21 protein-coding genes are annotated in these 20,777 nt (G+C 65.2%); 8 read left to right on the plus strand and 13 right to left on the minus strand.

All coding sequences use genetic code 11. The annotated features are described in order from the left end of the window. Positions 1–79 precede the first annotated feature (79 nt). From FFS37_RS23785 to FFS37_RS23795, 3 genes are all read left to right on the plus strand, one after another. Entirely contained in the window at positions 80–1,744 is a 1,665-nt protein-coding gene (locus tag FFS37_RS23785) for a Na/Pi cotransporter family protein (RefSeq protein ID WP_137933409.1), read from the plus strand. 277 nt (positions 1,745–2,021) lie between these two features. Further along, positions 2,022–2,231 carry a DUF2061 domain-containing protein gene (locus FFS37_RS23790; RefSeq protein WP_137933410.1) on the plus strand — a complete coding sequence of 70 codons (210 nt, stop codon included), beginning with the start codon at positions 2,022–2,024 and terminating at the stop codon, positions 2,229–2,231. A 98-nt stretch (positions 2,232–2,329) separates the two neighbouring features. Next, on the plus strand, positions 2,330–3,514 hold the full coding sequence (locus FFS37_RS23795) for an MFS transporter (RefSeq protein WP_137933411.1): 1,185 nt from the start codon (positions 2,330–2,332) through the stop codon (positions 3,512–3,514). Between the two features lie 10 nt (positions 3,515–3,524). On the opposite strand, the gene FFS37_RS23800 is transcribed toward FFS37_RS23795, so the two are convergent. Then, on the minus strand, positions 3,525–5,822 hold the full coding sequence (locus FFS37_RS23800) for a heavy metal translocating P-type ATPase (protein WP_137933412.1): 2,298 nt from the start codon (positions 5,820–5,822) through the stop codon (positions 3,525–3,527). Positions 5,823–5,931: 109 nt separating this feature from the next. Here FFS37_RS23800 and FFS37_RS23805 point away from each other — a divergent pair, with 109 nt between their 5' ends. Both FFS37_RS23805 and FFS37_RS23810 read left to right on the plus strand, forming a co-directional pair. Further along, the gene (locus FFS37_RS23805; protein WP_137933413.1) at positions 5,932–6,348 is read left to right on the plus strand and encodes a MerR family transcriptional regulator; all 417 of its coding nucleotides are present in this window, start codon (positions 5,932–5,934) and stop codon (positions 6,346–6,348) included. Between the two features lie 3 nt (positions 6,349–6,351). Further along, a complete protein-coding gene (locus FFS37_RS23810) occupies positions 6,352–7,383 on the plus strand; it encodes a DmpA family aminopeptidase (protein ID WP_137933414.1) in 1,032 nt (343 codons plus the stop codon). A 2-nt stretch (positions 7,384–7,385) separates the two neighbouring features. Here FFS37_RS23810 and FFS37_RS23815 read toward each other — a convergent pair whose 3' ends face one another. From FFS37_RS23815 to FFS37_RS23830, 4 genes are all read right to left on the minus strand, one after another. After that, positions 7,386–7,943: a GNAT family N-acetyltransferase gene (locus FFS37_RS23815; RefSeq protein WP_137933415.1), complete on the minus strand. Its 558-nt coding sequence runs from the start codon at positions 7,941–7,943 to the stop codon at positions 7,386–7,388. A 134-nt stretch (positions 7,944–8,077) separates the two neighbouring features. After that, positions 8,078–8,821 carry an SDR family oxidoreductase gene (locus tag FFS37_RS23820; protein ID WP_137933416.1) on the minus strand — a complete coding sequence of 248 codons (744 nt, stop codon included), beginning with the start codon at positions 8,819–8,821 and terminating at the stop codon, positions 8,078–8,080. Between the two features lie 97 nt (positions 8,822–8,918). Continuing rightward, positions 8,919–9,848 carry an AraC family transcriptional regulator gene (locus tag FFS37_RS23825; protein WP_137933417.1) on the minus strand — a complete coding sequence of 310 codons (930 nt, stop codon included), beginning with the start codon at positions 9,846–9,848 and terminating at the stop codon, positions 8,919–8,921. 136 nt (positions 9,849–9,984) lie between these two features. After that, positions 9,985–10,695, minus strand: coding sequence for a DNA helicase (locus FFS37_RS23830; protein WP_137933418.1), 711 nt, complete (start codon positions 10,693–10,695; stop codon positions 9,985–9,987). A gap of 381 nt (positions 10,696–11,076) precedes the next feature. Here FFS37_RS23830 and FFS37_RS23835 point away from each other — a divergent pair, with 381 nt between their 5' ends. After that, positions 11,077–12,057 (plus strand): hypothetical protein, encoded by a 981-nt coding sequence (locus FFS37_RS23835; protein WP_137933419.1) that lies wholly within the window; start codon positions 11,077–11,079, stop codon positions 12,055–12,057. A 30-nt stretch (positions 12,058–12,087) separates the two neighbouring features. Here the strand turns inward: FFS37_RS23835 and FFS37_RS23840 are convergent, their stop codons facing one another. Further along, positions 12,088–12,792, minus strand: a complete 705-nt coding sequence (locus FFS37_RS23840; protein ID WP_137933420.1) for a DUF4336 domain-containing protein — start codon at positions 12,790–12,792, stop codon at positions 12,088–12,090. Positions 12,793–12,926: 134 nt separating this feature from the next. On the opposite strand from FFS37_RS23840, the gene FFS37_RS23845 reads away from it, so the two are divergent. After that, positions 12,927–13,523 (plus strand): TetR/AcrR family transcriptional regulator, encoded by a 597-nt coding sequence (locus tag FFS37_RS23845; protein ID WP_137933421.1) that lies wholly within the window; start codon positions 12,927–12,929, stop codon positions 13,521–13,523. Positions 13,524–13,549: 26 nt separating this feature from the next. Here the strand turns inward: FFS37_RS23845 and FFS37_RS23850 are convergent, their stop codons facing one another. From FFS37_RS23850 to FFS37_RS23865, 4 genes are all read right to left on the minus strand, one after another. After that, positions 13,550–13,924: a DoxX family protein gene (locus FFS37_RS23850; protein ID WP_232375746.1), complete on the minus strand. Its 375-nt coding sequence runs from the start codon at positions 13,922–13,924 to the stop codon at positions 13,550–13,552. Then, a complete protein-coding gene (locus FFS37_RS23855) occupies positions 13,921–14,274 on the minus strand; it encodes a VOC family protein (RefSeq protein WP_137933422.1) in 354 nt (117 codons plus the stop codon). The genes FFS37_RS23850 and FFS37_RS23855 overlap by 4 nt, the downstream gene beginning before the upstream one ends. Positions 14,275–14,350: 76 nt before the next feature. Next, a complete protein-coding gene (locus FFS37_RS23860; RefSeq protein WP_171026384.1) occupies positions 14,351–15,133 on the minus strand; it encodes a helix-turn-helix domain-containing protein in 783 nt (260 codons plus the stop codon). A 43-nt stretch (positions 15,134–15,176) separates the two neighbouring features. Beyond that, complete coding sequence (locus FFS37_RS23865; protein ID WP_137933424.1) at positions 15,177–15,626, minus strand: GatB/YqeY domain-containing protein; 450 nt, start codon at positions 15,624–15,626, stop codon at positions 15,177–15,179. Between the two features lie 282 nt (positions 15,627–15,908). On the opposite strand from FFS37_RS23865, the gene carA reads away from it, so the two are divergent. Next, positions 15,909–17,114 carry a glutamine-hydrolyzing carbamoyl-phosphate synthase small subunit gene (gene carA, locus FFS37_RS23870; protein WP_137933425.1) on the plus strand — a complete coding sequence of 402 codons (1,206 nt, stop codon included), beginning with the start codon at positions 15,909–15,911 and terminating at the stop codon, positions 17,112–17,114. 226 nt (positions 17,115–17,340) lie between these two features. Here carA and FFS37_RS23880 read toward each other — a convergent pair whose 3' ends face one another. The 3 genes from FFS37_RS23880 to ypfJ form a co-directional block, all read right to left on the minus strand. After that, the gene (locus FFS37_RS23880; protein WP_137933426.1) at positions 17,341–18,261 is read right to left on the minus strand and encodes an aldo/keto reductase; all 921 of its coding nucleotides are present in this window, start codon (positions 18,259–18,261) and stop codon (positions 17,341–17,343) included. Continuing rightward, a complete protein-coding gene (locus FFS37_RS23885) occupies positions 18,258–19,523 on the minus strand; it encodes a TCR/Tet family MFS transporter (RefSeq protein WP_137933427.1) in 1,266 nt (421 codons plus the stop codon). Before FFS37_RS23885 ends, FFS37_RS23880 begins: the two co-directional genes overlap by 4 nt. A gap of 298 nt (positions 19,524–19,821) precedes the next feature. Beyond that, a complete protein-coding gene (ypfJ, locus tag FFS37_RS23890; protein WP_137933428.1) occupies positions 19,822–20,760 on the minus strand; it encodes a KPN_02809 family neutral zinc metallopeptidase in 939 nt (312 codons plus the stop codon). Positions 20,761–20,777 lie beyond the last annotated feature (17 nt).

Genomic DNA, 20,777 nt, shown 5'->3' on the forward strand with positions numbered 1-20,777 from the left:
CCATGATTCGCATCCTCGTTTTTACCCCCGATCCTCGTGCCCTCCCCGGCGCGCGGCCTGCCCGCATGCAGGCCCCGAAATGAGCGGTTCCGTCGTCCTCCTGCACCTGGCGGGCGCGGTCGCGCTGATGCTGTTTGCCACCCGCATGGTCAAGACCGGCGTCGAGCGCGCCTATGGCGACGTGCTGCGCCATCGCCTGCGCGCCACCATGCGCAACCCGATCATGGCGGTGCTGGCGGGCACCGGCCTGGCCATCGCCCTGCAGAGCTCCACCGCCGTCACCCTGCTTGTAGGTTCCTTCGCCGGTTCCGGCATCGTCTCGGGCGCCGCCGGCCAGCTCGCCGTGCGCGGCGCCGAAATCGGCTCCGCGCTCGTGGTCAAGCTGCTGACCTTCGATCTCACGCTCCTTGTGCCGCTCTGCCTGATCACCGGCACGGTGATGTTCATGGCCACCGAGCGGCGCGACTGGCGCCAGACAGGCCGTATCCTCGTCGGCATCGGCCTTTTGATCCTGTCGCTGGAAATGATCGGGCAGGCGTCCGAGCCGCTGCGCAACAGCCAGCTCATGCCGGTCATCATCAACTACTTCTCCACCGATTCCATCACCGCCTACCTGCTGGCGGCACTGATCACCTGGCTGTTCCAGTCGAGCATCGCGGCGGTGCTTTTGATGGCGACGCTGGCGGGACGCGGCCTGATCAGCCCGGAACTCGGCGTCGTGCTCATCCTCGGCGTCAATCTCGGCTCCTCGATCATCGCGCCAATGCTGACGCGCTCGGCCAGTCCTGAAGTCCGGGTCGTACCGATCGGCAACCTCTTGATGCGCGGCCTTGGCTCGCTGGTGATGCTGATCCTGTTCATGATCTTCAAGCCGCATGTCGGCTTCCTCGGCGCCACGGCGGCAAGCCAGATCGTCAATGCCCACATCCTGTTCAACGTCATCATCCTGCTCGCCGGCCTGCCGCTGGCCGGGCTGGTCTACCGCGCCTCGGAAAAGATCGTCACGCTGGGCGCCAAGCCGGTGCCGGCGGCCTCGCTTGACGTCGTCGAGCTGTCGGCGCTCAACGAGAGCGCGCTCGATGTGCCGAGCCAGGCGCTGGCCAACGCCACGCGCGAAGTGGTGCGGGTCTGCGAGACGGTCGAGATCATGCTCAAGCGCATCATCGAACTCTACGAGAGCGCCGACACGGACAGGATCAAGGCGCTGGCCGCCCTGGACGACCGTGTCGACCGCAGGCACGCGGCGATAAAACTCTACCTCGCCAAGGTCACCAAGAACCCGCTGACCGAGGACGAGGCGCTGCGCTGCCAGGAACTGATCGGCGCCTGCGTCAAGCTGGAACAGGTCGGCGACATCATCGTGCGAAACATGCTGGTGCATGTGAAGAAGAAGCTCGAACACGGCCTGGAATTCACCCCCGAGGGCTGGCGCGAACTGTGCGCCTTCCACGCCTCGGTGCTGGCCAATGCACGTCTCGCCTTCAACGTGCTGGTGTCGCGCGATCCCGAAACGGCGCGCCAACTGGTGCTGGAGAAGGACCAGTTGCGCGACCGCGAGAAGGAAACCAGCGCCAGCCATTTCCTGCGGCTGCGCGAAGGCACCGCCAAGAGCATCGAGACCAGTTCAATCCACCTCGACACCATCCGCGACCTCAAGCAGATCAACTCGCTGCTGGCCTCAATGGCTTATCCCGTCCTGGAAGAGCGCGGCCTGCTCGGCGGATCGCGCTTGAAGGCGAGCTGAGCACCCGCAGTTCTTCCTTCTCCCCCTGTGGGAGAAGGTGGATTGCCGCGAAGCGGTAAGACGGATGAGGGGTGTTCCAGCGGAGTGAGACGATCGCGTTCTCTGGAACACCCCTCATCCGACCTCGCTTCGCGAGGCCACCTTCTCCCACAAGGGGAGAAGGAAGGGCGCTGCGCCCCTCGGAAACGATATCGCTTCACTGTTTCGGCCGCAAAATTGTCGTTGCCCGGCTTCCATCGCCCGGGCTAAGCATCAGCCTCCACCGGGAGGAAAATCGATGGACACTCATTCGCGCAGTTTCGCCAAGGCGCTTTCCTGGCGCGTGACAGGCACCATCGATACGATGATCATCTCACTGGTGGTGACCGGCAGCATCAAGCTGGCGGCCGCAATCGGCGTCACGGAGGTCTTCACCAAGTCTCTGCTCTACTATTTCCATGAGCGGGCTTGGCTGAAGGTTCCTTACGGGCGCAAGACACCAGCTTAGACCATCACTCAAGAAAACCTAAAGTCACGACAAAAAATTCTGGATTGCCAGCCATGGCTATCCATGATCTGAGCCCTCCATTTCGAGGGTTTCCGTTTATGTCGCTGCCGCTCATTGCCCTGTTCTTCGCCGCGTTCGCCTTCGGCACCACCGAGTTCGTCATCGCCGGGGTCCTGCCGCAAGTGGCGGAGGGGCTCGGCGTCTCGGTGCCCACCTCGGGCTATCTCGTCACCGGCTATGCCTGCGGCATCGCCATTGGCGGGCCGTTGCTGGCGCTCGCCACCAAGGGCCTGTCGCGCAAGACCCTGCTGCTCGGTCTCGCGATCGCCTTCACCATCGGCCAGGCCGCCTGCGCGCTGGCGCCGGACTTCACCTCGATGCTGCTCCTGCGCATCACTGTCGCGGTCGCGCATGGCGCCTATTTCGGCGTCGCCATGGTGGTCGCGGTCGGCCTGGTGCGCGAGGACCAGCGCGGCATGGCGGTCGCCGTCATCCTGTCGGGCCTCACCGTGTCCAATGTCATCGGCGTGCCCGCCGGCACCGCGATCGGCAACGTCTGGGGCTGGCGCGCCACCTTCTGGGTGATGTGCGTGCTGGGCGTCGCGGCAACCCTTGCCATGGCGGCCCTGCTGCCGCGCACCACCGGCCATCAGACCAAATCGGCGAGCTTTGCCAGCGAGGTCCGCGCGCTGGCGCGTCAGCAGGTGTGGACCTCGCTTATCCTCATGCTGATGCTGATGCTCGGCCAGTTCTGCCTGTTCACCTACATCACGCCGACCCTGCTCGAGGTGACCGGCCTCGATGAGAATCTCGTACCCTGGGTGCTGCTGCTCAATGGCGTCGGCGCCACGCTTGGCGTTTTTCTCGGCGGCAAGCTGTCCGACTGGAAGCTGATGCCGTCGCTGATCACCATGCTCGCGCTGCAGGCAGTGACGCTGGCGGTCATCTACGCCGTAAGCCCCTATCCCCTGCCGATGGTTGTCGCGATCATCATCTGGGGTGGCCTGAATTTCGCCATCGGCACGCCGATTCAGACCCGCATCCTGTCCTGGACGGCCGATGCTTCGGGTCTGGCCGCCTCGCTGATCCCGTCCGGCTTCAACATCGGCATCGCGCTCGCCGCATCGCTGGGCGCCGCCATGCTGACCGCCGGCTACGGCTATCGCAGCCTGCCGGTGGTCGGCGCCTTGGCCATGCTGGTCGCCGTCATCGTCGCGCTCGCCTCATACATCTGGGAGCGCCGCGTCGATGCCCGGCCGCCGCTGCCGGCGGCGGCCGAATAGGGCCAGCGCCTCAGCCGCGCCAGCGCAGCAGGCGCATGGCATTGGCGGTGACCAGCACCGTGGCGCCGGTATCGGCCAGAATGGCCGGCCACAGGCCGGTGATCCCGGCGATGGTGGTGACCAGGAATACCGCCTTCAGCCCCAGCGCCACGGTGATGTTCTGGCCGATATTGGCCATCACCGCCCGCGACAGCCGCACCATGCGCGCCACATCCGCGACGCGGCCGTGCAGGATCGCGGCGTCCGCTGTCTCCAGCGCCACATCGGTGCCGCCACCCATGGCGATGCCGATATCGGCGGCGGCAAGTGCGGGCGCATCGTTGATGCCGTCGCCGACCTTGGCGACCGTCAGTCCCTCGCCCTGCAACTCGCCGACGATGCGCTGCTTGTCCTGCGGCAAGAGCTCCGCCCGTGCCTCGATGCCGAGCGAGGCGGCGATGGCTTCGGCCGTGCGCCTGTTATCGCCGGTCAGCATCACCGCGCGGATGCCTTCGCCCTTCAGCGCCGCGATGCCGGCCGCGGCGTCCGGCCGCGGCTCGTCGCGCATGGCGATCAGCCCGGTCACCAGGCCGTCGGCCACCAGCACCGACACGGTCTTGCCCTGGCCGTTGAGGCTGTCAATGGCAAGGCGCTGCGCTTGTGTCATGTCGGCACGCTCGCCCGCCGCCGGGCCTGATCCCAGGAAGACAGCCACGCCGCCGACACTGCCTTCGACGCCCTTGCCCGAAATCGCCTTGGCGGCCACAGCCGACGGCACCTGCGTTTTTTCGGCCTTGGCCCGGTCGAGGATCGCCACCGCCAGCGGATGACTGGAGCCCTGCTCGAGAGCCGCCGCCAGCCCAAGCACGGTGGATTCATCGCGGCCATAGGCAACGATGTCGGTGACGACGGGCTTGCCCGCGGTCAGCGTACCGGTCTTGTCGAAGGCGACAGCGTTGATGCGGCGAAAGCCTTCCAGCACCGCGCCGCCTTTCATCAGCAGGCCGCGCCGCGCACCGGTCGCCAGACCGGCGGCGATAGCCGCCGGCGTCGAGATCACCAGGGCGCAGGGGCAACCGATCAACAGGATGGCCAGGCCCTTGTAGATCCATTCGTTCCAGTCGCCGCCGGCCACGAGCGGCGGCAGCACCGCCACCAGCGCGCCCACGGCCAGCACGCCGGGCGTATAATAGCGCGAGAAGCGGTCGATGAAGCGCTCCGTCGGCGCCTTGGCTTCCTGGGCCTCCTCCACCAGCCGCACGACGCGGGCGATGGTGTTGTCGGAAGCCGCAGCCGTCACCCGCACCTTCAGCACGCCATCGCTGTTGATGGTGCCGGCAAAGACGGGCTCGCCGACGCTCTTGCGCTTGGGTGTGCTCTCGCCGGTCACCGGCGCCTCGTCGATGTCGCTCGAGCCCTCGACAATGTCGCCATCCGCCGGGATGCGGTCCCCGGGCCGAACCACGATGACGTCGCCGACGCCAAGCCGTTCGGCGGGCACTTCAGAGGTGCCGCCCGCCCGCTCGACAAGGGCCGTCTTCGGCACCAGATCGGCCAGGCCCTGGATGCTGGCCCGCGCGCGGCCCGCCGCGACGCCTTCCAGCAATTCGCCGATCAGGAACAGCACCACCACGGCGGCGGCCTCTTCCGTGGCGTTGATCATCACCGCGCCGACCGCCGCGATGGTCATCAGCATCTCGATCGAGAACGGCGTGCCGGCCAGAGCCGCCATCAGCGCACGCCGCGCAATCGGCACCAGACCCACAAGCAGCGCCGCCAGGAAGACCCAGCGCTCGGCGGCGGGGAAGAGATGGCCGATGCCGTAGGCCGCACCCAGGGCCGCCGCGCAGGCCAGCGTCAGCGCCGCGCGGCGCGTGCGCCACCATGCCTGTCCGGGCTCGGCGTGGCTGTGGAGATGGGATGACCCCTCCGGCTGCTGCTTTGCACCTCGCGCGCTGCCGCGGTCATGATCATGGCCGGCGTGATCATGACCAGCGTGATCGTGGCCTTCATGGTCATGTCCCTCGTGATCGTGGTCGTGGCCTTCATGGTCGTGATCGGCATGGTCCTGCGCGCTCGCCGATGGAGCGGACGCCTCGCCCCTCGCCTGCGCCCTGACGATGCCGTAGCCCAGGCGCGCCACTTGCTTGAGCACCTTGTCGTCGTCGAGCGGGCCGCCATGGCTGACGGTCATCGAGGCGCCGGTCACCGAGACCGAGACATCGTCGACCCCGTCGAGCCGGCGCACCGCCGTGTCGATCTTGGCCGCGCAGGAAGCGCAGTCCATGCCGCCGATCTTGAATCGTGTCTGCCGCAGCGCTGTCGTCATCGCATCACCTGTCTTTTTCGCCCGTGCGGCGCGCCGCCGCATGGGTCTTGAACCTTGATGCCATCAGATGTAATTCCTCTAGTCACTAGAGCTTCAAGAGGTAAAATGCATGTTTTCGATCGGTGATCTCTCCCGTCGCACCGGGGTCAAGGTGCCGACCATCCGCTATTACGAGCAAATGGGCCTGGTCGCGGCGCCCGAGCGCTCGGAAGGCAACCAGCGCCGCTACTCCAGGCAGGAGCTGGAACGGCTGGCCTTCATCCGCCACGCCCGCGACCTCGGTTTCGCCGTCGAGGACATCCGCGCGCTGATCGACCTCAGCGGCCATCCCGAGCAGCCCTGCGGCCATGCCGACAAGATCGCGCAGGAACAGCTGCTTTCGGTCCGCGAGAAGATCGCGCAATTGAAACGGCTGGAGGCCGAACTCGAACGCATCGCCACCTGCTGCGACGGCAGGACGGTCGGCGACTGCTATGTCATCCGCGCGCTGTCGGACCACGCGCTCTGCGCCGACGAGCATGTCTGAGCAATGGCCAGGACCGTCGCCGATTTCGGCCTGACCTGCGGCACCTTGCCCACGGGCACGCGCAATGCGATCACCGACGTGCCCGGCGTGCGCGTCGGCCACTGCACGCTACGCGACGGCGACATCAACACCGGGGTGACCGCGATCCTGCCGCATGGCGGTAATCTGTTCCGCGACAAGGTGGCGGCGGCCGCCCATGTCATCAACGGTTTCGGCAAGACGGTCGGACTGATGCAGGTGCAGGAACTCGGCACCATGGAGACGCCGGTCCTGCTCACCAACACGCTTTCGGTCGGCACCTGCGCCACCGCGCTCATCCGGGACGCCATCCGCCGCAATCCCGATATCGGCCGCACCACCGGAACCGTCAATCCGGTGGTCGGCGAGTGCAATGATGGCCCGCTGAACGATATCCAGGCCCTGGCGGTATCGGAGGAGCATGCTCTTGCCGCGCTGGCCGACGCGCATGACGGCGATGTCGAACAGGGCAATGTCGGGGCCGGAACCGGCATGAGCTGCTTCGGCTTCAAGGGCGGCATCGGCTCGGCCTCCCGAAAGATCGCGCTCGGCGGCGACCACCACCTTGGCGTTCTCGTGCTGTCGAATTTCGGCAGGCGTGGCGACCTCATCTTGCCGGACGGGCGCCGGCCCGACCCCAGGCAAGCGGTGGAGGCCGAACGCGGTTCGATCATGATCGTGCTCGCCACCGATTTGCCGCTCGAACACCGCCAGCTCGACAGGGTGGCGCGACGCGCCGGGGCCGGCATCGCCAGGCTGGGCACCTTCTGGGGCCATGGCAGCGGCGATATCGCCATCGCCTTCAGCACCGGCAATCGGGTCGATCACGACGAGAGCCGCGATCTGGTGCCGCTGCTCGCACTCAATGAAGCGCGTATAGACATGCTCTTCCGGGCGGCAGTGGAGGCGACGCAGGAGGCGGTGCTTAACTCGATGCTGTCCGCCGAAGCCTTTACCGGCAGGGGCGGCACGCATCGCGCCTCGCTCGCCGACTGGCTCCGCGACCGGGGCCGATAATGCTACAGGTCGATCCGGAAGCGCAGGCTCTCCTCGCCGCCATAGGCCGCTTCCTTGAGGAAATTCCCGATCAGCCTGCCGCCATTGGCCAGGATAACCTTTTGCGAGGCGGGATTGCCGGGATCGGCGGTCAGCTCGACATAGGCGAGCCCGACCGCTCTCGCCTCGACGAGCATCAGCCTCAGGGCCTCGGTCGCATAGCCGCGCCGCCGCTTCCACGGCACGACGGCATAGCCGATATGGCCAAGCACATGCGGCGGCAGTTCGGCCGTGCCCTTCTGCCAGCGAAAGCCGATCGAGCCCGAAGCTTCGCCGTCCCAGATCCAGCGGCGGAACCCCGGGAGGCGCGGCACGCTGGTGCCATCGGGCAAGGTGATCGGGCGACCCCTGGCCTCGGGATCGTCGAGGCTGGCCAGGAAAGCCAGCGGATCCTTCTCGATCGCCCCAAGCTCCTCGCGCGTGGCCACCTCCAGCCGCACATTGTCGGGCGACCAGCCGCGCTCGAGCGCCGCCTTGTAGGACGGCAGGTGTTCCAGCGCGGGTTTGACGATCTCGACCATGATGCCTGCTCCTCGTCAGCAGGCATAGCCATCACCGCCACGGCGCTCAAGCCGGCACCGCTCGACGCATGCCGGGCCAGCCGGGCTATCGGAGCGGTTGCGATCCCGGGCACGGCAGCCCAGGATCGGGAAATTCACCCTGCATTCGCCAGCGCGACCGCATCCGCGCCGGCCGGAAACCGCAACCGGCCACCGGTGTCCCGCACGGCCGCCCAGACAGCCTCGGCGACGTCGGTTTCCCTGGTCGTCATCGCGGGCCGGGCGAAGTTCGCGAAGATCGGCGCCGCGAAGTCGGCATAGGCTTGCGGTATCAGGTCCTCGACACGCAGCGAGGTGTTGTGGGCGAACCGCGTCGTCGGCGCGTATCCGGGCTCGACCAGCTTGGCGCGGACGTTGAAATAACCGAGCTCGTGCGCCAGAGACCCGGTGAAACCCTCGATCGCCTGCTTGCTCGCGGTGTAGGCGGCCGCCAGCGGCATGGCCGCCAGTGTGGCGCTGGAGGTGACGTTGACGATCACGCCCGCGCGGCGCTCGCGCATCTGCGGGATCACCGCCTGCGTCATTGCCATCACGCCAAGCGTATTGGTTTCGAAGACGTGTCGGATGTGCGGGATGGGTGTCGCCTCGAAGGCGCCGACGACCCCGATGCCTGCATTGTTGACGAGAGCATCGATCGGACCGGCGGCTTCGATCGTTGCAGCGATGCTTTGCTGGCTGGTGACGTCCAGCGGCAGGATCCGCAGGCGCTCGGAGCGCGGCAGGATATCCTGTCGCGGCGACCGCATGGTGGCAATGACATTCCACCCGCCGGCGAGGAAATGGCGGGCCGTCTCCAGGCCATAGCCGGAAGAACAGCCGGTGATCAGGATCGTTTGCATGGGTAAGCTCCTTTGGTTTCGATGAAACCTTGTTAGGCTTGCCCAGACAGACGATCCATAATTAACTGTCCTTATTTTATTTCCAATCGTCCAAAAATCAGATCGAACCTCTGCTCACGCCCTCGTTTGCGCTGCCGGCCCCGCCACGGGCGAACTTGCCGGGAGAACAGCCGAGCCGTTTCCTGAAGGCTGTACTGAAAGCGCTCGCGGATTCGTAGCCGATCTCGTCGGCTATCCTGTCCAGCGTCTTGGAACCTCGCATCAACGCATCCTTGGCGAGCGCCATGCGCCATCGCGCCAGATACTCTATCGGCCCGCATCCAAGCACGTCGCCGAAACGCGCCGCGAAGGCCGAGCGCGAGAGGCCGGCAATTCCGGCGAGTTCCGCGACCGTCCAACCGGCCCGGACATCCGCATGCATGGCGCGAAGCACTCGCGCCAGCATGGGATCGCGCATCCCGTTGAGCAGGCCTGCCACGCCGCCATCCATGCCGCGCCATCGCAGCGCCTCGACGAGCAGCACCTCGAGCAGTCGCTGCAGGACCATCTCCTTGCCGGGCTCTTCATTCTCGCACTCTTCCATGATCAGCTCGATGGTCTTGCCGAGTCTCCCGGCGCGACCTTGCGAAGCCGGCACGTGGACGACGCGCGGAAGCAGTGCCAGCAACAGCGCGGCGTTGACCGGCTCGATCCGGAACGTCCCGCCGAGCGCGACGAAATCGGCCTCCCCGTCCCGGTCGCCATACTGGACGGCAATATCCATCGGCTGCCGAAGCTCGCACTCGGCCCCCGGATGGCTGCTCAGCGAAAAGGGTGGCGTGGAGGGCAAAAGGAGGAAATCCCCCTTCTCCAGCCTCACAGGCTGCTGCCCCTCGAAAGCGATCCAGCACTCGCCCTCGACGATGATTGTGAAACCAGGTGCGTCATATGCGGCGTAACGCACGCCCCACCGGCCGCGTCCCTTGATGGGTTTCGAGATCGCGGTGCTGGGTTGAAGAAGAGCGATGACGTCGCTGAGCGGGTCCATTCAAGACGACCGGTAATTATTAAAGCCGTATTCATTCTAGAGCGTCGCAGGACGGTGTACAGACCCGGTACGTCGCAAGGCTCTGGCAAAGCGACTGTGCCCGGCCGGAGCGTCGCCAGCGGACATGCCGCCATGTTCAAGTCGGCTGGAAGCGGATTTCGCCCTTGTTCAGAAAGCAGGTCTTGCTGAACAGCGACAGGTCGAGCGGGTTGGGCAGCCTGATATCGCCCACATCAGGGACAGGCTTCGACGACAGCTCATAGGAACGGTCGATCTGTGAAATGAAGACCAGGATGAGACCTCTTTCACGCGCGAACGACCGCAGGCGGCGCACCTGCGTCATCAGGTCCGGATTTTCCCGCCTCTGGTCGAGCAGTTGCAGATAGTCGATCACCACCAGCGTGCCGGGGGCGGCCGTGGCCAGTCGTTCCATCATGTATCCGGCACAGATGGCGTCGGAATTGTCGAAGTCGAACCGGCCCTCGAATTGCGCCGGCTCGACCCCGATCGCGCGAAATCTGCCGAGAATGTCGGCCTGCGTGTATTCCAGCGTAAAGAACACGCTGCGCCGGCCGCATCGCATGGCTTCAATCGCCAGTTCGAGGCTCATCAGCGTCTTGCCGTGGCCCGGCCGCGCGCCGACCAGCACGAGGTCGCCGGGTGCCAGTCGGGCAAATAATCTGCCGGCGGGGCTGGTTTCGGCGTCCCTCGCCGCAAGCAACGCCCAGCTCACAAAGCCCTCTTGGGCCGCGATGCGGTCGAGTGCTTCGTGCAGCGGTATGCCGTCCTTGCGGGACAGCAGCCTGGCTTGACGCTTCAGTCGGTAGACAGGCGCGGACAGTCTCATCACAAAACCTCCTGATGCGAGCAGTCTGCGCAACCCCTCCTCATGCCTGGTGCTCGAACAGTCGGTTCGGTGATTGGATGGCCCGGCATGACTGATGCTTTCCCGGCGGAGGGAGGAGGCGTGGGCCACGCCAGAATCAGATCATAGCGCAATCCCGGTGGATCGAAAATCGGGGGTCGCGGCGCATGGAGGCATCAGCCGCAAGCCTTGAGCCAGCATCCCGGAGTATGGGTGGCCCGCGCCGGTGCGGATTTTTGGGCCTGTCCGCCGCCGCGCTGACCAAGAAGTGTTTCGCCTGGAGATGCGAGGCATTTTATGATCTGCGCCAGGTGATTCACCGGCGCGGAATAACGAAACGCCCTCGACAGGAGAATAGGTCCGGTGCGGTTGAGATCTGTTCCTTTGGCGGCTGTTGCCACCCTCGGCCTTCTCGTTGCGGTCATTGCCCTGACGGTGTCGGCGCGGTCCTTTGCCGCGCCTTCGGCCGTTCCGGCATGGCTGCAGGCCCATGTCGGTGACGCCGACGGCCAGATTTCGCAAGTGGTGCTGGAGCGAGCGCGGGCGCTTTACCAGAAGAAAGTGGCCGAGGGCGCTGTCCGCAATCCCTGCTACTTCGCCATGGATGCCACGCGTCCGGGCGATCTCGGCAACAGCGTGCTCGGGCGCCGCTACTATATCGTGTGCGAGGCCAGCCAGTCGTTTCGCGCCATTTCTTCCGGTCATGGCGGCGGCCGCAATCTCAAGGGCACCGTCGATTTCTCGAACGGCCGGCGCTGCGTCAAGAACTTCGGCAATGCCATGGATTCCGAGCTGACCGCCGGCGGCGCCTATATGACGCGCGAGACCAAGACTTCGTTCAAGGGTTACTACCGCACGGCCACCAAACAGGATGCGGCCTTCGTGCGCACCTTCATCCAGTTCGACGGCGAAGGCGAAGCCGCCAACGCCCGGCAGCGCGTGATCGGCGGCCATGCGGCGCAAGTGCTGCGCACCATGTGCATGCGCAAGAGCCCGAAGAGCTCCTACGCCGACCATGACGGCATGGTGCCGTTCGGCAAGCTGGTGGACTATGCCGGCGGCCGCAGCAATGGCTGCACCAGCTGGTCGCCGGCGGATGCGCAGCAGCTCATCTCGATGGTCAAGGACAATCCGACCACGCTCTACATCTACCCGGAATCACGCGATATCGCCGCCGTGGCGAGCGGCCATTCGTCGGGCGCCTACTGGAACGCTTCCTGCCTGAAGGAGATCGGCGCGCCGAAATTCTGGCCACGCAAAACCCTGGAGCCGATGATCGCCCAATACAGGAAGGACCATCCGGCGCCCCCGCCCCAGCCCCTGCCGATCTGCAAGGAGCCGTGAGCTTCGCGTCAGCCGGCGCTGGCCTTGGGATCACGAACGAACCAGCCAGCGAAAGGCGCGCCGCAGAAATGCCTGGCCATCCGTGGTGATCGGTTCGCCATGCGCCATCAGCACCTTTTCCGCCGGCCAGGCCAGCACCCGCCGGATGGCGGCGCGCGCCACGGGCCGGTCGGTGAAGGCGGCGCGGAACTTTCGCGGCACCGATGGCTCGTCGGCCACCATCAGGTCCAGCCGGGCAACCAGCGCCCGCCAGCCCTTGAACCATCCGGGCGGGAAATGCTGGATGAGATCGGTGAACAGCACCGTGTTGCTGCGGCGATGAAAGAAGACGACCTCGGTCGTGATCCGGTTGCCGAGCATCACGACCTGGTCGAGATCATCAGCCCAATCCGCGACAGGCGTATCGCAGAGATCGCCGTCGAAGCGGATGTCCCGGCGCTTTTCGCGCAGGCCCGCAGCCGCATACACCCTGGCGTCGGGATAGCCGCTCTGCCAGCCGGCGAGGAACACATGATGAAGCGAGTTGGGCGCGATCAGGAAGCGCACCTCGCCCATGGCATTGACCTCGGCGCGAAGCGCATCCGTCAGCGCGACCGGCGACCAGATGAAAAGGCCGCCGGCCGACAGACGGATGACGGCCATGCGGGTCGGATAATGGAAGCCGGCCGCCGCCGTCACCGCCGGACCGTCGGCGATCCAGATGCCAGCCCCGAATTCCCTGAGATTATCAACCATTTTGCACAACGCTTCCGATTGACCCGCTTGAATTCCCGGACGCCACGGCCGACCGTTCGGCCCGGGCGAATGGCTGATATGGCGGCGATGAACCCATATTTTACATAAGTGTAAATTTACACTATGGTATAAAAATGACAACCCCAAAGCGGACCGACCGGTCGCGAACCCTCATCCTCGATGCCGCCGATCGGGCGTTCCGGGAGCTTGGATTCGTCAACGTGTCTGTCGAGGAAATAGCGACGCGCGCGGGGCTGACCCGCAAGACCGTCTACAATCTGTTCAGTTCGAAAGAAGAGATCGCGCTGCGGCTCATAGCTCGCGTCGAGGCGGACGACAGTGCCTATCGCGCCCGCATGGCAGCGAACGAGGACGTGCTCAAATTGCTGGAGATCGTGCTCACCGACAGTGCGCACTGGTGCCTGGCCAATCCTTCCCTTGCCCGGCTCGCTCTGGCCCCGGCGGAACGGCCGTCCCTGCGGCCGCCCCCCGACCGCCCATCCTTCCAAGGCCTGGTGCGGGATATTCTGGTGCTCGGCCAGCGGCAAGGCGTCATCCGCCGCGACGACGACGCCGACTTCATGGCGCTGGTGCTGCTCGGCATCTATGGCCAGGCGATGCTTTCGGCGCTCTCCGGCGGGTCGTTCGGCGAGGGCGAGACCAGGCACCTGATCCGCATCGTCGTCGAAGGGATCGGCGAACGTTCGCAGAACCGAAGCGGCAAACCCTGACGGTTACCCGCCTTGCCTTCAAGCCCTCAATGCGGGCTGGATGCGAGCAGCAAGCCGCCGATGACGGCGATGTTGATGGTGAAGGCGGAGCGCAGGCCTTGCCGCTCCGGTCCGGAATAATGCCAGAAGTCGAGCATCATCACGCTTGCGACAACCGTGAACACGACAAGCGCCAGCGCCGCATAGGGCCGGGCCATGCCGGTTGCGAGGCAAAGGCCGGCGACGATCTCGACGCTCGACCCCGCGGCAAGCAGGACCGCCGGGAAGGGCAACCGCCGCTCCGCCAACTGTCCTGCGATCGTCCTGAACTTCAGGAAATGCCCGGCTCCGGCCCAGGCGAAAACACCGCCAAGCAATACGAAGCCAAGCATGTGGATCAGCCCGACCACGGCGCGTCTCAATTCACCGACCAGACGGCGAGTTCATATCCGTCCGGATCCTCGAAATGAAAACGGCGGCCGCCCGGAAATTCGAAGACCGGCTTGACGATCCTGCCGCCGGCTTGCTCGATCCGCTTCTGCGTCACACCGAGATCATCCGCATAAAGAATAACCAGCGGCCCGCCCGGCTTGATCGCGCCGCCCGTCGTAAGTCCGCCGGTCAGGCGGCCGTCAGTGAATTCGCAATAGGTCGGACCATAGTCGGTGAATGTCCAGCCGAATGCCTTGGCGTAGAATTCGCGCGAGCGCGCGATATCGCTGACGTTGAATTCGATGTTGTCGATCCGGCGATCATTGCCTGCGGTGCCCATGGCAAATCCTTTCATCGTTGCATGTCTGGGGAAGGATGCCGCCGGGGCCGCCGGCGGTCTTGAAGAAAACGGCCACTCAACCCGCCAGTTGGCGAACGAACGCACGCGCCGTCATGCCGCTAAGCGTCTGGATCTCACGGCTGAGATGGGCCTGGTCGGCATAGCCGGTCGCATAGGCCATGTCCGCCAGGCCGGCATGCGGGGAACGCCGCGCCAGCGCCTGGAACCGTTGAAAGCGCAGGATGCGTTCGAGCGTCTTGGGGCCGTAGCCGAACAGGTCGCGGCTCCTGCGACGCAGCGTCCGCTCGCTGAGACCGAGCCGGCTCACCAGGCGCGACATGCCCTCTCCCTGATAGCCGGCATTGTCCTGAAGGATGGAGAATATCGCGGCTCCGTCGCGAAAAGGCGCTTCGACCGACGGGGCCATCCCGGCCAGCAGGTTTTGCAGCAATCCGGCCTGCCCATGGAAGCCCGATACGTCTTGCAATCTCCCGAAGACATCGCTCGCCCGCGCACCCCAGATATCGCGCATGTCGACCTCGCTGCCGACGATCTCCGTCATCGACAGGCCGAGCCAGCGGGCTGCCGCACCTGGCCGGAAGCGCATGCCCAGCACGGTTGAACCCGGCCTCAGATCGGGGTTGGCGGCCGTGATGTCGGGACCGACGGCGACAAGGCGGCCATCATGCCAGAGAAGATCGACACAGCCATCGGGAACGACGGCGATACTGCCCGCATGATCATCCGGGATGGAATGTTTCCACACGCACAGAAAGTGCTCGCGCAGGGCGGGCACGGGCGCCGCTTCCGAATATCGCCCGACGCAACCGGCAAGAACCGTCTTTGCCCTGGTCTCCACCCGCGCATTCCCTGCTGTCGTGACGGGAAGCTTTGCGGCAGGCCTACTGCAGCAGGCCCTTGACGATGCCGCTCGCCTTGCCGAAATCCATCTGGCCGGCATATTTCTGCTTGAGCGCCGCGATCACCTTGCCCATGTCCTTCTGGCTGGCCGCGCCGGTGGCCGCGATCGCCTCTCGCGCCGCCGCCGTGATCGCCGCATCGTCGAGCTGCGTCGGCAGGAAATCGCGTATGATTTCCATCTCGCCGCGCTCCTGCGCGGCCAGTTCCGGCCGCTTGCCGTCCTCGAACGCCTTGGCCGATTCCTCGCGCTGCTTCACCATCTTGGCCAGGATCTGCAGGATTTCCTCGTCGCTGGCGGGGTCCTTGGCCGAACCGCGATTGGCGATGTCGCGGTCGTGGATGGCGGCCTGGATGAGCCGCAATGTCGGCAGCCGGTGCTTATCCTGCGCCTTCATCGCGCTCTTCAGGGATTCGGCGATTTTCGCGCGCATTGTTGTGTCTCCTTCGATCGGCGCGGACCATAACCTTGCCGCAGGTTCAAGGCAAATTCCGACCACGCAAGGCAAATCACTGATATTGTTCGACGAAATAAATCAATGCCGGTCGGTGGCGGCATCATTGACCGTTCCGGCGCCTTCCCCTATGTACTCGGCCTTGCATAAGACAATGAGTTGGCGCGCCAAGGCTCGAGAAATCGCTGCTGCGCGCCGTTTGCTGCGCAAATTGTCCCACTGCCGGGACGATCGGCAAGCAACCTTTTTAGGAGCGCCGCCATGGCCGAGATGACGCCCGCCTGGACCACCGAAAAGCCGACCGCCCTGCTGGTGCTGGCCGACGGCACCGTCATCGAGGGTCGCGGTCTCGGCGCCGCGGGTTCGGCCGTCGCCGAAGTCTGCTTCAACACCGCGCTGACCGGCTATGAGGAAATCCTAACCGACCCCTCCTATGCCGGCCAGATCGTCACCTTCACCTTTCCCCATATCGGCAACATCGGCACCAACGACGAGGACATCGAGGATCTGAACCCCGCCGCCCGCGCCGGCGCTGTCGGCGCCGTGTTCAAGGCCGATGTCACCAACCCTTCCAACTACCGCGCCGCCGGCCATCTCGACCAGTGGCTGAAGAAGCGCGGCATCGTCGCCCTGTCGGGCATCGACACAAGGGCGCTGACCGCGCTGATCCGCGAAAAGGGCATGCCCAACGCCGTCATCGCGCATGCGCCCGACGGCGTCTTCGATCTCGACGACCTGAAGCGCCGCGCCGCCGCATGGTCCGGCCTGATCGGGCTAGACCTTGCCAAGGAAGTGACGTCGGGCCAGTCCTCGGTCTGGCGCGAGACGCCCTGGGTGTGGAACGAAGGTTTTGGCGAACAGACTGATCCGTCGTTGCACGTCGTGGCCATCGACTACGGCGTCAAGCGCAACATACTGCGCCTGCTCGCCGGCCTCGGCGCCAAGGTTACCGTGGTTCCGGCCAAGACCGGTTCCGAGGAAATCCTGGCCATGCAGCCGGACGGCATCTTCCTCTCCAACGGTCCCGGCGACCCTGAAGCGACAGGCGAATACGCCGTGCCGGTGATCCAGGACCTCTTGAAGACGGATATTCCGGTGTTCGGCATCTGCCTCGGCCACCAGATGCTGGCGCTGGCGCTGGGCGGCAGGACCGCCAAGATGCACCAGGGCCATCACGGCGCCAACCATCCGGTCAAGGACCACACCACCGGCAAGGTCGAGATCGTCTCGATGAACCACGGCTTTGCCGTCGATGCCGACTCGCTGCCATCAGGCGTCGAGGAAACCCATGTCTCGCTGTTCGACGGCTCGAACTGCGGCATCACGCTCACCGGCCGTCCGGTGTTCTCGGTCCAGCATCACCCCGAGGCCTCGCCCGGCCCACAGGATTCACACTATCTGTTCCGCCGTTTCGTCAACCTGATCCGGCAGAAGCGCGGCGAGGAATTGCTGGCCGAGCGGGCTTGATCGGGCGGTTGGCGCTGCCCCTCATCTGCCTGCCGGCATCTTCTCCCCGTATAGTGACGGGGAGAAGGGACAGCCGCACCCTCTGCGCCCTTCTTGCAACGCAAACGATTGGCGAAACCATCGATGGCAGCGTCTTTCTCCCCGTCACTATACGGGGAGAAATGCCCGGTAGGGCAATGAGGGGCAGCGCAAACGCCCCCCAACCTCCCATCGCAAATCCCCGTACCTAAGCCACCGGCCGGCCTTCGCTCGCCTCCAGGATAGCGAACCATTGCTGGCGGTCGAGGCGGATATCCAGCGCCTTGACCATGGCCGCCAGCCGCTCCGGCTTCATAGAACCCAGCACCGGCACCAGCCGGGCCGGATGGCGCAGCAGCCAGGCAATGGCGACGGCGGCGAGATCGCCCGCCCCCACTTCGGCGGCCACCGCGGCCAATGCCGCGCGCACCCGCGCCTCGCGCTGCTCCTTGCCGGTGAACAGCGAGCCACCGCCGAGCGGCGACCAGACCATCGGCGCGTAGCCCAGCCGTTGCGCGTGGTCGAGGCCGCCGTCGGTCAGGGCGGACGTCTTGAGCACCGACATCTCGATCTGGTTGGTGGCGAGCGCGAACGGCAGCCGCGACGCCAGGAGATCGAATTGCGACGGGGTGAAATTGGAAACGCCGACCGCCCTCACCTTGCCCGACTTCACCAGCCCGGCCAGTGCGGCTGCCGTCTCGTCGGCATCCATCAGCGGGTCCGGCCGGTGCAACAGGAGAAGGTCGAGATAATCGGTCCCGAGATTGCCGAGCGAGCGGTCGACCGAGGCGTTTATGTGGTCGGCACTGGTGTCGTAATGCTTCAGCCGGTTTCGCGGCCGGTTGCCCGAGGCCAGCATGATGTCGCATTTCGAGATCAGTTCGATCGCCTCGCGCTTGCCCTTCCAGCAGGCAAGACCGGCGCCAAACGCCGCCTCCACCTCGTAGTTTCCATAGATGTCGGCATGGTCGAAGCTGGTCAGGCCGAGATCGACGGCGCTGCCGATCAGCCGCGCGACCTGATCGGCATCCGGCCGCACGGGACCATCGAGCAGCCGCCAGGCGCCGAAAACCAGTCGCGACAGCGATACCCCGTCCCTCGTCAGCGTGATGCGGCTGTCATGGCTCATGCCTGTGCTCCATCCTGCGCCACATCGACGGCCGCTTTTCCGACCCCGGCTGGCCTTGCCACCTTGGTGACGAAGACGATGACGGCCAGAAGCAGGAAACAGGCGCCGACCAGATAGGGCGCACCGCCGAAGGTGACTGGCGCGCTCGGTCCCGTGAACCACGAAAAGATCGTGGTATAGAGCAGCGGCGTGATGATCGAGGTGATCGAGAAGATCGAGGTCATCGCGCCCTGCAGTTCGCCCTGCGCCGACGGTGGTACCTTGGCGGCGGCGAGGCTTCGGAGCGGCGGGTCGGCCAGCGCCTCCAGGCAACCGATAACGATCACCGCGTAAACCATCCAGCCCTGGGTGGCGAAGGCATAGCCGAAGGCGCTTGCTGCCGTGAAACTGAGGCCGATCACCGCCGTCTTCCATTCGCCGAGTCTCGGGATCACGCGCGGCAGCACCGTGCCCATGATGATGGCGCCGCACAGGCCGAAGGCGCCGAGCGAAAAGCCGATCTGCTGCTCGCTCCAGCCATAGCGGTAGTTGGAGACGAACGACCACACCGCCGGATACATCATGTGGCCGAGCGTCATCAGGAAGAAGACGAGCCCGATCCAGCCGATGCCCTGATACTGGCGCATCTGCATGAGCGTGCCGACCGGGTTGGCGCGCTTCCATTCGAAGCGGCGGCGATGCTTCTCATCGAGCGTTTCGGGCAGCAAGAACAGCGCGATCAGGAAATTGACCAAGGCGAGCCCGGCGGCGAAATAGAACGGCACGCGCGGTCCGAACGTGCCGAGCAATCCGCCCAGCACCGGCCCGATGACGAAGCCGACGCCGAAGGCGATGCCGAGCAGACCGAAATTCTTGGCCCGGTTCTCGTCGTTGGAAATGTCGGCGATGAAGGCCGACGTCGTCGAGTAGCTGGCGCCCGAAATGCCGGCCAGGACACGGCCGATGAACAGCATCGGATAGGACCAGGCAATGGCGCAGATCAGATTGTCGATGGAGAAGGTCAACACCGACGCGAGCAGGATCGGCCGGCGGCCGAACCGGTCGCTCAGGCCGCCCATGATCGGCGCGAAAAAGAACTGCATGGCCGCGTAGACGAAGAACAGCCAGCCGCCCTCGATTGCCGCGCCGCTGATGCTGACGCCGCTCAACTCCTGCAGATAGGCCGGCAGCACCGGCATGATGATGCCGAAGCCGATAATGTCGAGCAGCAGCGTGGTGAAGACCAGCGCGAGGCCCCGCCTGGCGGTTTTGGGGTCGATCATATGGGTCAAGCTCCTCTGGCCGCCCCGGGGCATGGGCGGACGCACCTTATAGGCGAGCCGGCGAAAAGGAACAATGAGGGAACAGGCAGGAATGCTTGTTCCTGACACTCCCTGACGGCAACTTCGCCGTCAGATCAGCATCAGTAGACACGAGCCGAGACTGTTTCGAAATTCGCTCTGGTGAGTCATATGGTGGCGGTTTCGAGAACCGTAGCGCAGCGGACATTTGTCCGTGAGCAACGGAAGCGCAGAAAGCGCCATCAGATGGCCGCCAGAGTAGAATTTCCAAACAGTCTCGTCAGAGAGGCCCGCTCATCGTATTGCAGTCGGAAAGCTTGCCGCTCTTGTAGCCCCGCGCCAGCCAGGTCTGCCGCTGCTGCGAGGTGCCGTGGTTGAAGCTTTCCGGCACCACATAGCCCTGCATCTTCTTCTGCAGTGTGTCGTCGCCGATCTGCTTGGCGGCGTTGAGCGCGCTCTCTATGTCGCCCTGCTCCAATATGCCCTTCTGGGCGGTGTAGTGCGCCCACACGCCCGCGAAGCAGTCGGCCTGCAGTTCGATGCGCACCGACAGCTGGTTGGCGTCGGCTTCGCTCATGCCTTGCCGCATCTGGTTGAACTTGCCCATGATGCCGGTGAGGTTCTGCACGTGATGGCCGACCTCATGCGCGATCACATAGGCGCGGGCGAACTCGCCGGAAGCGCTGAACTGCTGGTCGAGCTGCTGGAAGAAGGTCATGTCGAGATAGACCTTGTGGTCCCCTGGACAATAGAACGGCCCGGCCGCCGCCGAGGCAAAACCGCAGGCGGAGCGGACCTGACCGGAAAACAGCACCAGCTTCGGATCCTCATAGGTCAGGCCCTGCGACTTGAAAATGCCGGTCCAGGTGTCCTCGGTTTCGGCCAGCACCGTGGCGACGAACTGTTTCATCTCGTCATTGGCGGGCGTTGTACCGCTGTTCTGGCCACCGCTATTGTCCGATATCTGGCCGCCGCCGCCCGGCAGCAAGGAACCGCCGTCGCCGTTCAAAAGTTGCAGCGGATTGATGCCGAAGACACCCCAGGCAATCAGCGCGACGACCGCGAAGATGATGAGACCCGAAAGCGACATGCCGCCGCCGGAACTGCCGCCGATGGGGATGCGGAACTGACCGGGGCTGCCGCCCAATCCGCCACCGGAACCGCTGTCGCTGCGGTCGTCCTCGATATTGTCACTCTGACGACGGCCTCTCCAGAGCATGGCAACTCCTCGCGCTG

This window comes from Mesorhizobium comanense (genome assembly GCF_005503535.1).
GTDB lineage: Bacteria > Pseudomonadota > Alphaproteobacteria > Rhizobiales > Rhizobiaceae > Mesorhizobium > Mesorhizobium comanense.